At 50.6% G+C, this 15,967-nt stretch carries 15 protein-coding genes; 4 read left to right on the top strand and 11 right to left on the bottom strand.

From position 1 onward, the window contains the following. The first annotated feature begins 274 nt into the window (after positions 1-274). The 4 genes from yqaB to luxS all read left to right on the top strand — a co-directional run bounded on the left by yqaB (position 275) and on the right by luxS (position 3,565). On the top strand, positions 275-841 hold the full coding sequence (gene yqaB / locus OGV57_RS08430; protein ID WP_044699675.1) for a fructose-1-phosphate/6-phosphogluconate phosphatase: 567 nt from the start codon (positions 275-277) through the stop codon (positions 839-841). Next, on the top strand, positions 838-1,266 hold the full coding sequence (locus tag OGV57_RS08425) for a YqaA family protein (protein ID WP_003037317.1): 429 nt from the start codon (positions 838-840) through the stop codon (positions 1,264-1,266). The genes yqaB and OGV57_RS08425 overlap by 4 nt, the downstream gene beginning before the upstream one ends. 77 nt (positions 1,267-1,343) lie before the next feature. Further along, positions 1,344-2,900, top strand: a complete 1,557-nt coding sequence (gene gshA, locus OGV57_RS08420; protein ID WP_003037314.1) for a glutamate--cysteine ligase — start codon at positions 1,344-1,346, stop codon at positions 2,898-2,900. Between the two features lie 149 nt (positions 2,901-3,049). Beyond that, complete coding sequence (luxS, locus tag OGV57_RS08415; protein WP_003037312.1) at positions 3,050-3,565, top strand: S-ribosylhomocysteine lyase; 516 nt, start codon at positions 3,050-3,052, stop codon at positions 3,563-3,565. A 183-nt stretch (positions 3,566-3,748) separates the two neighbouring features. On the opposite strand, the gene OGV57_RS08410 is transcribed toward luxS, so the two are convergent. From OGV57_RS08410 to nrdF, 11 genes are all read right to left on the bottom strand, one after another. Then, entirely contained in the window at positions 3,749-5,107 is a 1,359-nt protein-coding gene (locus OGV57_RS08410) for a pentapeptide repeat-containing protein (RefSeq protein ID WP_054528724.1), read from the bottom strand. Between the two features lie 178 nt (positions 5,108-5,285). Beyond that, on the bottom strand, positions 5,286-6,824 hold the full coding sequence (emrB, locus tag OGV57_RS08405) for a multidrug efflux MFS transporter permease subunit EmrB (RefSeq protein WP_003037306.1): 1,539 nt from the start codon (positions 6,822-6,824) through the stop codon (positions 5,286-5,288). 16 nt (positions 6,825-6,840) lie between these two features. Next, the gene (gene emrA, locus OGV57_RS08400; protein WP_016150872.1) at positions 6,841-8,013 is read right to left on the bottom strand and encodes a multidrug efflux MFS transporter periplasmic adaptor subunit EmrA; all 1,173 of its coding nucleotides are present in this window, start codon (positions 8,011-8,013) and stop codon (positions 6,841-6,843) included. Between the two features lie 130 nt (positions 8,014-8,143). Continuing rightward, positions 8,144-8,674 (bottom strand): multidrug efflux transporter EmrAB transcriptional repressor EmrR, encoded by a 531-nt coding sequence (gene emrR, locus OGV57_RS08395; protein ID WP_003037300.1) that lies wholly within the window; start codon positions 8,672-8,674, stop codon positions 8,144-8,146. A 90-nt stretch (positions 8,675-8,764) separates the two neighbouring features. Beyond that, positions 8,765-9,100 carry an L-valine transporter subunit YgaH gene (ygaH, locus tag OGV57_RS08390; protein ID WP_054528723.1) on the bottom strand — a complete coding sequence of 112 codons (336 nt, stop codon included), beginning with the start codon at positions 9,098-9,100 and terminating at the stop codon, positions 8,765-8,767. Beyond that, positions 9,090-9,827 (bottom strand): AzlC family ABC transporter permease, encoded by a 738-nt coding sequence (locus OGV57_RS08385; RefSeq protein WP_003839672.1) that lies wholly within the window; start codon positions 9,825-9,827, stop codon positions 9,090-9,092. The genes ygaH and OGV57_RS08385 overlap by 11 nt, the downstream gene beginning before the upstream one ends. Positions 9,828-9,949: 122 nt before the next feature. After that, a complete protein-coding gene (locus OGV57_RS08380) occupies positions 9,950-11,134 on the bottom strand; it encodes an MFS transporter (protein WP_003839673.1) in 1,185 nt (394 codons plus the stop codon). A gap of 191 nt (positions 11,135-11,325) precedes the next feature. Further along, positions 11,326-12,321, bottom strand: coding sequence for a glycine betaine/L-proline ABC transporter substrate-binding protein ProX (proX, locus tag OGV57_RS08375; protein ID WP_003037288.1), 996 nt, complete (start codon positions 12,319-12,321; stop codon positions 11,326-11,328). A gap of 68 nt (positions 12,322-12,389) precedes the next feature. Continuing rightward, positions 12,390-13,454: a glycine betaine/L-proline ABC transporter permease ProW gene (gene proW, locus OGV57_RS08370; protein ID WP_003846040.1), complete on the bottom strand. Its 1,065-nt coding sequence runs from the start codon at positions 13,452-13,454 to the stop codon at positions 12,390-12,392. Beyond that, positions 13,447-14,649 (bottom strand): glycine betaine/L-proline ABC transporter ATP-binding protein ProV, encoded by a 1,203-nt coding sequence (proV, locus tag OGV57_RS08365; RefSeq protein WP_003037282.1) that lies wholly within the window; start codon positions 14,647-14,649, stop codon positions 13,447-13,449. Before proV ends, proW begins: the two co-directional genes overlap by 8 nt. 354 nt (positions 14,650-15,003) lie before the next feature. Next, positions 15,004-15,963 carry a class 1b ribonucleoside-diphosphate reductase subunit beta gene (gene nrdF / locus OGV57_RS08360; RefSeq protein ID WP_054528722.1) on the bottom strand — a complete coding sequence of 320 codons (960 nt, stop codon included), beginning with the start codon at positions 15,961-15,963 and terminating at the stop codon, positions 15,004-15,006. Positions 15,964-15,967 lie beyond the last annotated feature (4 nt).

Below are 15,967 nucleotides of genomic sequence, written 5' to 3'. Positions count from 1 at the left end.
GAGGTTCGAATCCTCCCGGATGCACCATCTTCTCCGAGATAGCAGCAAAACTGTTGTTTCATGGTCTGCGAGATAATCGCGAGCACCAGGAAGGATAACGTTGCTCCAGCAACGGTCCGCAGGGCGAACGCTAGTGAGTCATCCTCCCGGATGCACCATCTCCCCCTTTAAATTATTTCCACATACTCTCTGAACACCCTTCAATTCGCTGTCAGCGACAAAATCAATCAATTACGATAAAATAACGTCTGGTCATTCGGCTTGTGAGAAGACGATGTACGAACGTTATGCGGGTTTGATTTTTGATATGGATGGCACCATCCTGGATACTGAGCCAACGCACCGTAAGGCGTGGCATGAGGTATTGGGGCATTATGGGCTGCGTTTTGATGAACAAGCCATGGTCGCCCTCAACGGCTCCCCAACGTGGCGTATTGCCCAGTCGGTAATTGAATTGAATCATGCCGATCTTGACCCCCATGCCTTAGCGCGCGAGAAAACTGACAAGGTGAAAAGCATGTTGCTGGATAGCGTCCAGCCTCTGCCGTTGGTTGACGTCGTGAAAGCCTGGCATGGGCGTCGGCCTATGGCGGTAGGAACGGGGAGTGAAAGCGCAATTGCAGAAGCGCTGCTCGCTCACCTTGGACTGCGTCGCTATTTTGATGCTGTCGTCGCAGCCGATCACGTACAACGCCACAAACCTGCTCCTGATACGTTTTTGCTTTGTGCCGAACGTATGGGGGTTATTCCGGCGCGTTGCGTCGTTTTTGAAGATGCCGATTTTGGAATACAGGCGGCGCACGCTGCGGGAATGGACGCCGTGGATGTCCGGTTATTGTGAGTGATGGACTGTCGCTCCTGTCACTGTTTGCCAGCAGTTTTCTCAGCGCCACGCTATTACCCGGTAATTCTGAAGTCGTTTTAGTTGCTTTGCTGGTCTCCGGGATAAGTCATCCCTGGGTCTTAGTCTTAACAGCAACAATGGGTAATAGCCTTGGAGGGTTAACTAACGTTATCCTTGGGCGTTTCTTTCCTTTGCGTAAAACATCGCGCTGGCAAGAAAAAGCCACTGGCTGGCTGCAGCGCTATGGCGCTGTCACACTATTATTAAGCTGGATGCCGGTTGTAGGTGATTTATTGTGCCTGTTAGCCGGATGGATGCGCATCTCGTGGGGTCCAGTTCTCTTTTTCTTATGCCTTGGCAAGGCGCTGCGCTATGTTGTTGTCGCAGCGGTTACGACGCAAGGCATTATGTGGTGGCACTAATTGTGTTGTGAGATAGCCTTCAGGGTAACCAATACCATTATGCTAATTAAAACGATTTTGACAGGCGGGAGGTCAATTTGATCCCGGACGTATCACAGGCGCTGGCCTGGCTGGAAAACCATCCTCAGGCGTTAAAGGGGATTCAACGTGGTCTGGAGCGTGAAACGCTGCGTGTTAATGCAGATGGGTCATTAGCAACGACAGGCCATCCTGAGGTGTTAGGCTCAGCGCTAACGCATAAATGGATAACTACTGACTTTGCCGAAGCGCTGCTGGAATTTATCACTCCGCCAGGCGATGACATTGAGAAAATGCTCACATTCATGCGCGACCTGCATCGTTATACCGCCAGAAACCTGGGCGACGAGCGTATGTGGCCGTTGAGCATGCCTTGCTATATTGCCGAAGGCCAGGATATCGAACTGGCGCAGTACGGCACGTCGAACACCGGTCGTCTGAAGACGCTGTACCGTGAAGGCCTTAAAAACCGTTACGGTGCGTTGATGCAGACAATCTCGGGCGTACACTACAACTTCTCGCTGCCAATGGCTTTCTGGCAGGCGAAGTGCGGCGTAACCGAAGGCGAAGATGCTAAAGAGAAGATCTCCGCGGGCTACTTCCGTCTGATCCGCAACTACTACCGTTTTGGTTGGGTGATCCCGTATCTGTTTGGCGCCTCTCCGGCCATTTGTTCCTCATTCCTGCAAGGAAAACCGACAACCCTGCCGTTTGAAAAAACCGACTGCGGGATGTACTACCTGCCGTACGCGACATCGCTGCGTCTGAGTGATTTGGGGTATACCAATAAGTCGCAAAGCAATCTCGGAATTACGTTTAACGATTTGCATGAGTATGTGGCAGGATTAAAGCGTGCGATTAAGACTCCTTCCGAGGAGTACGCGGCGATCGGTCTGGAGAAAGACGGTAAGCGTCTGCAAATCAACAGCAACGTTCTGCAGATTGAAAATGAGCTGTATGCGCCTATCCGCCCGAAACGCGTTACTCGTCGTGGTGAAACACCATCTGATGCGCTTCTGCGTGGCGGTATCGAGTACATCGAAGTACGCTCGCTGGATATCAACCCGTTCTCACCGATCGGCGTGGACGAGCAGCAGGTACGCTTCCTCGATCTGTTTATGGTCTGGTGTGCGCTGGCCGATGCCCCGGAAATGAGCAGTGATGAATTGCTGTGTACACGTAAAAACTGGAATCGTGTGATTCTCGAAGGGCGTAAGCCTGGACTGACGTTAGGTATTGGCTGTGAAACAGCCCAGTTCCCGCTGCCTAAGGTTGGGAAAGATTTGTTCCGCGATCTGAAACGCGTGGCACAAACGCTGGACAGCATCGATGGGGGAGAGGAGTATCAGAAGGTCTGTGATGAACTGGTTGTCTGTTTTGACAATCCTGAACTGACTTTCTCTGCCCGGATCCTACGGTCTATGATTGATGAAGGCATTGGCGGTACGGGCAAAGCGCTGGGTGAGGCTTACCGAAATCTGCTGCGTGAAGAGCCATTAGAAATATTGCAGGAAGCTGAATTTATTGCTGAAACCGAGGCTTCGAAGCGTCGTCAGCAGGAGATAGAAGCGGCTGATACTGAGCCGTTTAGCGTGTGGCTGGAAAAGCACGCTTGATACAAAAGAAAAAGGCCACTCGGGAGTGGCCAAAATTTCATCTCTGAAAACAGGGATGATGATAACAAATGCGCGTCTTTCATATACTCAGACTCGCCCCGGAACAAAGAGTTCAGATTATTTTTAAAAAATTTATCGGAGGTGGCTAAATGCCGTTGTTAGATAGTTTTACTGTCGATCACACCCGGATGGAAGCTCCCGCGGTCCGGGTTGCAAAAACGATGAATACCCCGCATGGCGACGCAATCACCGTGTTTGATCTGCGTTTCTGCATTCCGAACAAAGAAGTCATGCCTGAGAAAGGTATCCATACGCTGGAGCACCTGTTTGCAGGTTTTATGCGTAACCACCTGAACGGTAATGGCGTTGAGATTATTGATATCTCTCCGATGGGATGCCGTACCGGTTTCTACATGAGCCTGATTGGTACGCCGGACGAGCAGCGTGTTGCCGATGCGTGGAAAGCGGCAATGGCGGACGTGCTGAAAGTACAGGATCAGAACCAGATCCCTGAGCTGAACGTTTACCAGTGCGGTACGTATCAGATGCACTCTCTTAGCGAAGCACAGGATATCGCGCGTCATATTCTGGAGCGTGATGTACGCGTGAACAGCAATGAAGAGCTGGCGCTGCCGAAAGAGAAATTGCAGGAACTGCATATTTAGTTGTCATGCTGGATGGTGAAGCTCACGCTTCTCATCTGGTCTACAAATAATAGGCTCCAGTCGATATAAAAAAGCCAGTTCAGATGAACTGGCTTTTTTTATCAATACGCGTGGCCATCGCACCTTTAAATGACATCGTCAGAATGTTGTTGTAAGCTCTGTTGAATTTTATCTTTAGCTTCTTTAGCTTTCCAAAATAGCACCAATTGAATTGGCAAACTCTCTATGAAAAGAGATATATTGCCCTAAGATTTCTACGTCTTCTAAAAATTTTACGTTTTTTAAGGTTTCTTTTGGTATTTTGGGATTGGTAACATAGTCATATTCGCCCATCATAATCTCGCATTTGTCCAGTATTTTTAAATAACTCTCTTTTTCAGTGATCCCAAATGATTCCAGATCATTTTTTAGACCCTTGATGAAATTCTGGTATTCTGTGGTCCTACGGAGTCCTTCCGAAAGTAATGCCAGTTTATCTGCATCAAAGTAACTACCGGATTGTACGGCTTCATTCCATGCAGCTAGAGTTGTTATTTTTCTAAGGCTTGATTCGACAGGAATGATATCTCTATATACAGCAGGTTGTTCAAAAAAGAGTTTTGAAAATTTGTCGAGAACCTGCTTTAAGTTACCCATTCCTGCTTCTGAAAATTTCTGCATGGTATAATGTACTATTGATTCATTAGCAATAATGCTTCCTGCGATTGAATATGAAACCATCATGTTCGAATTTTTTTCTTCAATCAAGGTTTTACTAAACAATTGTTGACACTCTGGTTTAGCCATGTTCTTAATGGATTCGAATAATTTATTATTTTTACTGAAGATATTTTTTCCCAACAACATTATCTCATTCAACCTTGCTGCTGCTTCAGGCTGATTATCTTCGCTAAAATTGTCACGTATTAAACTAGTATCAAGTAGTTGTTCAGTTGCTATACTTGTTCTACTTAGATTTGCCTCGGAAAGGTCAGCATTACTCAAATCCAAATCGCTCATATCAAGTTCGCTTAAATCTTCCCCTGATAGATCGAGGCATCCAGTATCAATATATTTTTGTTGGGCTTCTGATAGGTTGTTTGTATCCAGAAAATATATGGTACTAAAATACCTGGTCCCTGATATGAACTGCGCTTCACTTAATTGTAATTCTAATGGTTCAGATACGTTTTCTTCACTAATATTCAGTAAGTATGCTCCGTCCGTGTCCTTACTTATACATAATTCATATTCACCTTGTAGCGATTTTTCTGACTTATCAATAGTGAATCTAATAGAAATGTTGGGTTTATCAATAATACTGTTCAGTGTTTTTCGCGGGGACATACCCTCTGAAGCCAAAGAGCTCGCGAGACTATTGATGACTGACTTAAGACGCTTCTCCCCTGAGTCCTTAATTCCAAAAGTAAAAATGTACTTCAGACACTCGACTACGCCATGTAGTTTAGTTGCTTCTTTGTGCAATGTTTTATCGTCTGGGCTCATTGCAGCGCTTACCAGTATATCTATATGTTTTTGTGCTAAAGCATTAATGTTGTCCATTGACATCGCCTTATTGATTGGTTTATCACTAAGGTGATTCTCTTACTAAGAGACAACGAAAAATATCAAAAACTGCTCTGGTTTAGCATTAATTTATATTGAATGAGTCAATGAATTGAACCCAATATAGATTCAATATCTATATTGGGTTTTGATTCTCAGTACCGACAAATCGCTATTAGTGCGCTCCACCGCCGCCGCCGCCCGCGCCGAAGGGTGGTTTAGCGAACCACACCAGACCAAGCAAAACCAGGAAGATACCCGCCGACATCCAGAAGATTTCGTTGGCGGAAATAATCAGACCCTGATTAGTGATCTGCTGAGCTATCCATCCTGACGCCTGCTGGTGCGTCATCCCTAAATCCTGCAGCTTATCGTACATAGCCTGTGCATTTGGATTGTAGGGGTTAACAGATTCCGTTAGCTGAGCATGGTGCAGCGACTCACGGTTAGTCCACATCGTTGTTGTAATCGATGTACCAATAGAGCCGGCCAGCGTTCGCGTAAAGTTAGACAAGCTCGATGCAGCCGCCAGACGCTCAGGCGGTAAACCGGACAGCGTAATGGTCGTCAGCGGCATAAAGAAGCAGGCTACTGCGAACCCCTGAATAAACTGCGGCCAGGCCGATGCGCCAAAGTCCATACCCGGCTCGAACGTCCACGCACGCCAGTAGAAACAGACGGCGTACATAATAAAACTGAACGTCACCAGCCGACGCATATCCAGCTTGTGCGCAAAGCGGCCGATAATTGGCGACAGGATCACCGGAATAATCCCTACCGGCGCGGACGCCAGACCAGCCCAGGTTGCCGTATAGCCGTATACCTCCTGCAACAGCTGCGGCAGCAGGACGATTGCGCCGAAGTAGAGCATATAGGCCAGGCTAATACACAGGCAGCCGATGGTAAAGTTGCGCGACTTAAACAGCGAGAGATCGACAATCGGGTGCTCGTCGGTAAGCTCCCAGACGATCAGGAAGCTGATAGCAACCACGGCGACCACCGTCAGGATGATAATCTCCTGCGAGGCGAACCAGTCCAGCTCTTTGCCGCGGTCGAGCATAATCTGCAAACTGCCGATACCGATGACCAGCAGTGCCAGACCAATGGCGTCAATGCGCCGCTGCTCGGTTTTGGTTTCCCGGCCGCGCAGGGTTTGCAGGGTCATCAATACCACCGCAGCCCCGATTGGCACGTTGATAAAAAATATCCAGCCCCAGTGATAGTTGTCGCTGATATAGCCCCCCAGAATAGGACCACATATCGGGGCAACAATCACCGTCATCGACCATAGCGCGAGGGCGATGGAACGCTTGGCGGGTGGATAGTTATTCAGCAACAGGCTCTGTGACAGCGGAATTAATGGACCGGCGACAATACCCTGGATTACGCGGAAGAAAATCAGCATGTTCAGGCTGGTGGACATCCCGCATGCCCATGACGCAATGACGAAGGCGATAGTTGACCACATAAAGAGTCTTACTTCGCCAAAGCGTTTTGCCAGCCAGCCGGTGATCGGAATAGAGATAGCGTTCGCTACCCCGAATGAGGTGATCACCCAGGTTCCCTGGCTCAATGAAGAGCCGAGGTTCCCGGCGATAGTGGGGATCGCCACGTTAGCAATGGTGGAGTCCAGCACCTGCATGAATGTCGCCAGGGACAGCGCGATCGTCATTATGACGAGCTGCGCGCCTTCCAGCGGTTTTTGCTGTTGCATCACACGCACCTTTGAATTAGCCCGCGTTGGCCCGCACGATCTCTTCGATCATCTTATTGACCGGAGCAAGGTCGATTTCACGTGCATTACTTTCTGATACTGGCGTGGTGCGGACCTGGCTTGCCAGAATTTGTCCGTCACGATTGGAGGTATCGACTGTAACCAGCGTAGACAAACCGATCCGCAGAGGATGCTGTGCCAGTTGCTGCGCATCCAGTTCGATACGCACCGGCAGACGCTGGACGACTTTGATCCAGTTACCGGTCGCGTTTTGTGCTGGCAGCAAGGAGAAGGCGCTGCCCGTTCCCATATCGAGGCCGACAACTTTACCGGTATATTTCACGTCATCGCCATAAATATCGCTGACAACCGTCGCGGGTTGGCCAATACGAATGTGGGCGAGCTGTGTTTCTTTGAAGTTGGCATCCACCCACAGGTTGGTGGCCGGAACAACCGCCATTAACGGCGTGGTTGGGCTAATCTGCGCACCAGGCTGTACGGCGCGACGGGATACATAACCGGTCATTGGGCTGACAATTCTGGTACGTTCCAGCGCCAGCCAGGCATCGCGCACTTCGGTGGCGGCCTGTTGTACGGCGGGTTGATCTTCCAGCTTGCTGCCGAGAATCATTGCCTGGTTAGCATTATATTGTTGGATTGCGACATCAAGCTGAGCCTGAGCGCTGGCGACGGCATCACGCGCATGTTGCAGCTCTTCGCGGCCAATCAGGTTGGCATTGCCCAGCGGGACACGGCGATTAAAATCGCTTTGTGCCTGCGTCAGAGCTGTTTTCTGCACTTCAATGTTGGCCTGTAACTGCTTGCTGTTGATCATCAACTGGTGCGTCTGACGCACGCTGGAGGCCAGCGCAGTTTTGGCTTTTTCAAATGCCTGTTTGGCATCTGTCTGGTCGAGGGTGACCAGCACATCGCCTTGTTTTACAAAGTCAGTGTTATCAGCCCAGACTTTCGTCACGCTGCCTGATACCTGCGCCATGATTTGAACCTGGTTCCCTGCCACGTACGCATCATCTGTATCTTCGTAATGACGCAGTACTAAAAACCAATAAATCCCATATGCCACGGCAATGATAATAAAGAGCAAGGTCAGAAGGAGAAGCAGACTTTTACGTTTGCCATTCTTCTTGACCGGTTGCTGCGGGGTTTGAGTCTCCGCATTTGCGCTCATGTTTTTCTCCACGATCTTCTTTTTATTCACATCGGCTGAGCCGACCTGTTTATCAGACAGGCCAGCAGTATGCGTGCTGGCCTGTCGGTTTTTTCATTTATAAATCTGGATTTCTGAGCGAGTCGACGCCTTAGCGCAGCGCTTCTAACACCGCGCCATCCTGCTCCATCTGATCAAGACGGGTCAGAAGTTTACGGGTAATTTGCTCAAGCTGATCTTTTTCGGTGGTGCTAAGAGACGACCAGAGCTGGTGCAGGCAATTATGCTGAGGCGGTAACACCTCTTGCAAAAATGCATGGCCTTTCTCGGTCAATTGCAGATGCAGACAGCGGCGATCGTTATCGCTTTCGCGACGTTCGATCCAGCCACGTTTTTCTAACTCATCCGCGATGCGGGTAGCGTTAGTACGTGACGAGCCAAGCGCACAACTCAGTTCAGAAGGCTGAATACTGTGGTTTTCCTGAGACTCCAGCGTAATCAACGCCATAAACAACGTCTCGTTAATCCCTTGAGCTTTCAGCATCTTATTGCGATTTTCCAGCAGCTTGCCCTGCATGTGCATGCATAGACGAGTCAGAAGCACTTCCTGATAAGGGAACTCTTCGTAGCGGCTGGCGCGAAATTTTAGCATTTGTTCAATGGGCGTAAACGAACTATCCATTTGGGTATAACCTCATTAATTTCAGCCGATATAGTAACGACAGTGACAAATAAAGTAAATGTATTATTAATTTAAAATGATTGTTTTTATCTATAAGACAACCAGCATTTTCCAGGCTAATCCATAGCCCAGAGCACTCAGTAACGTTGGAATGATGATGCTGCGGGTCTTATAGAAGCTTGCACCCAGTATGACAAACCCCACCAGAGTAGGCACGAACCGACGAGCGTCGTGCATCACTTCTGGCGCGGTAGACACCACCAGCAGGGCGCAAATTGATGTAATGCCAATAGTGTCGAGTAATATGCCCGCCGCGCCGCGCTTCGTCGGGCGAACATTGCCGACCCCAAGACGGAGCGGCAAATAGCGAAAACAGTAATTTACGCAGCCGACCAACAGGCCAAGTAGCAGAACTTCATAGCTCATCAGGACCTCCTTGCCAAAATGACTGGATGAGCGCCGTCAGGCATCCACAGACAATACCTGCAAGGATAGCGGCAGGGATGGAAAACAGCATGACGCCAGCCAGCGCCCCGGCCAGGGCCGCAGTCACGCAGAGCGCCTGTTTTCGTTGGAATGACGCGAGCAGGAAGCTCATAAACAGCGCCGGGAGCATGAAGCCCAGTGCCGCTTCAACCGCCGGGTAATCTTTGAGTAAACCACTGCCGGAAAACGCGCCGAGCACCGTACCAAACACCCAGGAGGCCCAGGAGCATAGCGCAATGCCGATCATCCAGTTTTCACTCCAGCGCCGGTTATCCCGTACCAGTTTCGCCGTTGCAGCGGCAAAGACTTCATCGGTAAGGCCAAAAGCCCACAGCGCGCTTTTGGGTTTACTCAGTCGCTGGGCGATCCGACTACGCAGGGAAGGGCCGTACAAAACATGACGGACATCCATGGCCATGACGGTCAGCGCGGCGACCCACAGCGAACTGCCTGCGGCGAGCATGGTGGTAATGACAAACTGGCTGGCTCCCGCATAGATAATGCAGGAGAAAAAGACGCTTTCAACCGGCGTAAAGCCAAGGCGAGTGGCATTGAGACCAAATGCAAAAGCGACCGGAATATAGCTGATAACAATTGGCAGGCTGTCTTTGAATCCTTCCGTTAACGTTGCCGAACTGGATTCAGACTGGGGTACAGGGCTTTCCATAGGGTTATAGGTTTCATTACCGAAATTAATATAACTTGGTTCAATGAGTTATAACCTTAGCAGACTGATGGGCTCCTTAACACCCTGTGGAGCCCAATCAGCGGTAAACATGCGTTATACGCTTAATTTACGGCTTCCTGACGGTGAAAACCTCGCCACCAGACCAACAGGTTGAGTATGGCAACGGTCGTACCTGCCAGACAAACGCCAGCCCACCCGGCATGCTGCCAGGCAGAGGCTGAAATCAGCGAACCTGCCGCTCCGCCAATAAAATAGCTGGTCATGTATCCGGCTGTCAGGCGATTACGCGCGTCAGGATGAATGCGATAGATAACCGTCTGGTTGGTGATGTGCACTCCCTGAACGGTGAGGTCTAACACCAGAATACCGATAATCAGCATGGGGACTGAAGCATGCCCAAACCAAATAGCAAGCCAGGAGAGCAGCAGTAATAGCAGCCCCATAGTTGTGGTCAGGTGGGATTTACCTTTATCGGCAAAACCGCCCGCCGGACGTGCGCCTAACGCCCCTGCGGCACCCGCCAGACCGAACAGACCAATCATTCCTTCCGAATAGTTAAACGGCGGTGCGGCGAGCAAAAACGCCATCGAGGTCCACAGAATACTGAAATTGGCAAAAGTCAGGCAGCCCAGCATCGCGCGGGTACGCAGCAATTTATCGTGAATAAACAGGCTGAATACGGAGCCTAACAGCTGCGGATAGTTGAGATGGGTATCGGATTTCATCTTCGGCAGGCCGCGCCACAGTGCAACCGCCATCAGCGCCATTAATACTGATGCGACCCAAAATACGGTGCGCCAGCCGCCAAGATTCGCCAGTAATCCCGCCACGGTGCGCGCCAGTAGAATACCTAGCAACAGGCCGCTCATAATCGTGCCGACGACCTTACCGCGCTTGTCCGGTGTGGCAAGTGTTGCCGCCAGCGGAACCAAAATCTGTGCCACGACCGAGAACAGCCCGGTCAGGGCAGTACCAAGGATCAGCATACCCAGCGACTGGCTGCTGGCGGTGATCAGCATGCCACCAGCCGCTAACAGCGTCATGGAGACAATCAGCATCCGGCGTTCAAACATATCGCCGAGCGGCACTAAGAACAGCAGGCCGGCGGCGTAGCCGAGCTGGGCCGCGGTGACGATAAACCCTGCGGTACTGGCAGAGAGCGAAAAGTTGCGTGCGATGGTGTCGAGCAGCGGCTGCGCATAATAGTTACTGGCGACGGCGAGGCCGGTGGCGATAGACATTAACAGGATTAGCGAAGGGCTAAGTCCCTGAGTTGTTTTCGTCATGGTTTTCAACTGAATAATGGATTGCAGAAAACAATCATAACGGAAGTGATTAAATGTTGCTGATTTGTTGAGTGATGGATTGTGCGATTGGAGGAGGGTGGATAGGCCGGATAAGGCGCATCGCGCCACCATCCGGCATTGGTATGGTTATTGTGCCTGATGACGCTACGCTCATCAGGCCTACGAGTGGGTTATTTCTGCGCGGCCAGCGCTTCGTTCACCCAGCCGTCAAACTGCTGCTGGTGGGCTTTGATCCAGCCGTCAACGTGACCCTGCACGTCGGCTTCAGACGCTTTCCCGTCGTGCATCATTGCGTTCTGCGCGTTGATATCCGCCAGCGGCAGCTTCATGATGGCAAACAGTTTCGCCGCAGCCGGGTTTTTCTCTGCCCAGGCTTTATTGGCGACAATATGCATCGTGTTCACCGGGAAGCCGTAGTTGGCGCCGTTTGGCAGCTTGGTATCAATATCTTTCTGCTCGCCTGGCAGGGAAGAGAACGGCACCTGCAGCCAGACCACATCTTTACCCGGCTTCATTACGTCGCTGACCCAGTACGGTGTCCAGGTGTAGTAAAGAATGGGTTTACCTTCTTTGAAGCGGGTAATGGTGTCAGCCATCATTGCTGCATAGTTACCGTGGCTGACTTCGACGGTTTTTTCCAAATCGAAAGCTTTGTTCTGGTGGTTGATTACTGCTTCACAACCCCAGCCTGGTGAACAGCCCATCATATCGGCTTTTCCGTCACCGTTGGTGTCAAAGATTTTGGCGATCTTCGGATCTTTTAACTGGGCGATATTGGTGATTTTGTACTGCTCAGCGGTTTTTTTGTCGATCAGATAACCCTGTGCGGCACCCGTAACGAATACCCCCTCGCGATAAAACTTTTTGTCTCCGCCCGCCGCGGCGTACATATCATCATGCAGCGGCTGCCAGTTCACGGCGGTAAAAGTTGCATCGCCAGAGGCAATGGAGGTATAGCCGACGTTGTAGTCAACTTCGCTGGTTTTGTTAACGGTGTAACCCAGTTTCTCCAGCGCACGAGCGACTAACTGCGTCTGGAAGGATTCTTCAGAGATAGTGCTCTGGATTGGCTGTACGGTGATGCCTTTGCCCGGCAGGTCGGCAGCGAAAGTGCTGGTGGAGACAAGGGTGGCAAACGCTGTGGCAATAATTGCTTTCTGTCGCATCGTTGTTCCTTAATTATTGGAGGGACGTGTAGGCCCGGTAAGCAATGCGCCACCGGGCAACGGGTGAATTACTTCGTGAAAGGGCGAGTGATAAGCCCAACGGGACCAGTGGTGTACCAGCGACGGTTGCCGCGGCTACGCGAATCGCGACCAACGGCCTGCGTCAGGCGATCCAGAATGATAGCGAGGATCACAATCCCAACTCCGCCGACGGTGGCAAGCCCCATATCCAGACGACCAATTCCGCGCAGAACCATCTGACCCAGCCCGCCAACGGCAATCATCGACGCGATGACGACCATTGAGAGCGCCAGCATCAGCGTCTGGTTAACCCCGGCCATAATGGTGGGCATTGCCAGCGGGAGCTGCACTTTAAACAGCATCTGACGCGGGCTGGCACCAAACGAACGCGAGGCTTCAATCAGATCGGCTGGCACCTGGTTAATTCCCAGAATAGTCAGACGTACGATTGGCGGCAGGGCGAAGATAATCGTCACCACTACGCCCGGGACGTTACCAATACCGAACAACATGACAATCGGCACCAGATAGACAAACGCGGGTGTGGTTTGCATGGCGTCCAGCAGCGGGCGAACAATTTTTGCTGCCCGTGGACTGCGCGCCAACCAGATCCCCATCGGCAGACCGATCACCACGCAGAACAGCAACGCGGTCAACACCAGCGCCAGGGTTATCATGGCCTGCGACCACGCGCCGATGGCACCGATGGCAATCAAGGAAATCAGCGTAGCAACGCCCATCCCAACGCCGGAAATTTGCCAGGCAATCAGCGCGAACAGGATAATCGCCACCGGGGCTGGCATACCTAACAGCAGCTGTTGAAAACCGTTGAGAATGTAATCCACCGGGACACGAATGCCCTGGAAGACCGGACGGAAATGGGTAACGACCCAGTCGATCCCCTCTGTGACCCAGCTGTCCAGTGGGATCAGCGTTTTATGGAACGGATCCATAATATTGAAATGCTCTGGTGCCGGCGCGGGGGCGCTGGTCAGCCAGTCCGCGCCACCGCCATCAGTGGGCGCACCGGATGGCGTGCTCCAGGCATCGGCAGTTTGTGCGGCGCTGTCGGCCACTGGTGTGGTATCCCACGGATTAGTTTGATCAGCCATTGTTTACCCCCTCACGATCTAAAGCCTGTAACAGCATGCGTTTTGAAATGACGCCCACATACTGCTGTTCCTCATCAACAACCGGCACCGCGCACGGGGCCTGGCCGACATGAGAAAGCAACTCGCTGAGAGGAGTTTGTGCATCTACGGCTAACGGCTCATCGATCAATGCTGCTTCAATACCTTGCGCCTGACTTAACGCTGTTTTTAAGGAGTCGATTGAAACAACGCCAACGAATTTATTGCCGCGTTCGATCACGTAACCATATTCGCGATCTTTGTCCTGCAATAATTGCAGCGCCGAACGTGGACCCACCCCGGGCGTTTTACGAATTAAACCTTCGGGGCTACGGCGTGAAATATCTTTCGCACTGAAGACCTGGCTAATATCAACGCCACGGAAGAAGGTGCGTACATAATCATTGGCTGGATTATTCAGGATTTCATCCGGCGTGCCGACCTGGACCACTTCACCGTTTTGCATAATGGCAATTCTGTCGCCAATACGCATAGCTTCGTCGAGATCATGCGATATAAAGACCACGGTGCGTTGATGCTTCGCTTGTAGTTTTACCAGTTCATCCTGCATCTCAGTACGAATTAATGGATCGAGGGCTGAGAAGGCCTCATCCATTAATAAGATATCAGGGTTAATGGCTAATGCGCGGGCGAGGCCTACACGCTGGCGCATACCCCCGGAAAGTTCATCCGGGTATCCGTGAGCATAATTCTCCAGACCAACCTGACGTAGCGCATCTAACGCTTTTTCACGACGTTCATCCGCACCAACACCGGCTAATTCCATGCCGAATGCCGTATTGTCCAGCACCGTCATGTGCGGCATCAGGGCAAAGGACTGGAACACCATCGCAATCTTTTTTCTGCGCACCTCGCGAAGCTCAGCATCGGATATCCGGGCGATGTCTACGCCGTCAATCAATACCTGCCCGCGGGTGGGTTCAATCAGGCGATTGAGAAGGCGTACCATTGTGGATTTACCCGAACCGGATAATCCCATGATGACAAATATCTCGCCTTCTTCAATGGCCAGACTGGCGTTCTTAACGCCAAGCGATAGCCCCGTTTTATCCAGAATCTGCTCTTTTGAAAGTCCTTTTTCAATATATTTGAAGGCTCTCTGCGGATGCTCTCCAAATATCTTATAGAGATTTTTAACTTCTAATTTAATTGCCATGCAATAGAATGATTCCTGTTATTTGTTTGTATCGATATATTACCTGATGGAAATAGTGACCTTTTTCTACCCTAACATACTGAGAATCTGAGACAACCCTGAATTTGGTTGTGGCATGAATATTGCCAAAGGCCAGGTGGCGGGACTTCCCGTGATATAAGGGCTGAGCGCGAATGTGAGCGGATTAATATTTTTTGTAAATGGCAATGAAAAGTCGCCTGAATTGCTGGAATGCAGGCGAATAATGCGTCTGATATTGAGTGTAGATCACACAATTATATTTGCACGACAAAAGTGTGATCCTGTTAAAATATTTCCGCGAAAAATGTACGGTATTTCCCGTGAAAATGAGTGCTAGAAATTCCAGTCGTCATCTTCGGTTTCGACCGCTTTTCCCATCACATAGGATGAACCGGAACCCGAGAAGAAATCGTGGTTTTCGTCAGCGTTGGGCGACAGCGCGGCAAGGATTGCCGGGTTAACCTCCGCCATTTCAGGCGGAAATAGCGCCTCATATCCCAAATTCATTAATGCCTTATTGGCGTTGTAACAAAGGAAGGCTTTGACGTCATCCACCCAGCCGGTCTCTGCATACAATTCTTCCGTATAACGCCCTTCGTTATCATACAATTCCATCAACAGGTCAAAGGCAAAATGCTTTAACTCTTCGCGTGCTGATTCGGAAATATGCTCCAGACCTTTTTGATATTTATAACCAATGTAATACCCATGAACCGCTTCATCACGAATGATCAGACGAATGAGATCGGCGGTATTGGTCAGTTTACCGCGGCTGGAGAAATACATCGGTAACCAGAAGCCAGAATAGAACAGGAAGGATTCCAGAAACACGCTGGCTATTTTTTTCTTCAACGGTTCGTCGCTGGCGTAATGTGCCAAAATGATCTGCGCCTTGCGCTGGAGTGGGGTATTTTCTTCACTCCAGGCGTAAGCTGCATCCACATCTTTGGTCTGGCAAAGGGTGGAGAAAATAGAGCTATAGGAACGGGCGTGCACCGCCTCCATAAAGCTGATATTCGACAGCACCGCCTCTTCATGCGGCGTTAACGAATCAGTCATTAACGCTGGTGCTCCGGCAACATTCTGAATGGTGTCGAGCAGCGTCAGCCCGGTAAAAACGCGGATTGTTAGCTGCTGTTCGGCTGCGTTCAACGTTTGCCAGGCCGGAATGTCATTGGAGAGCGGGACCTTTTCCGGGAGCCAGAAGTTACTGGTCAGACGGTTCCATACCTCAAGATCTTTATCATCCTCAATCTTGTTCCAGTTGATGGCGCTCACGCGGGATAATGTCATTTTC

Source organism: Citrobacter sp. Cf087, from assembly GCF_030334285.1.
Lineage (GTDB): Bacteria > Pseudomonadota > Gammaproteobacteria > Enterobacterales > Enterobacteriaceae > Citrobacter > Citrobacter freundii.
The sequence above is the reverse complement of the archived record's forward strand: the minus strand, read 5'-3'. Positions and strand labels throughout refer to the sequence as shown.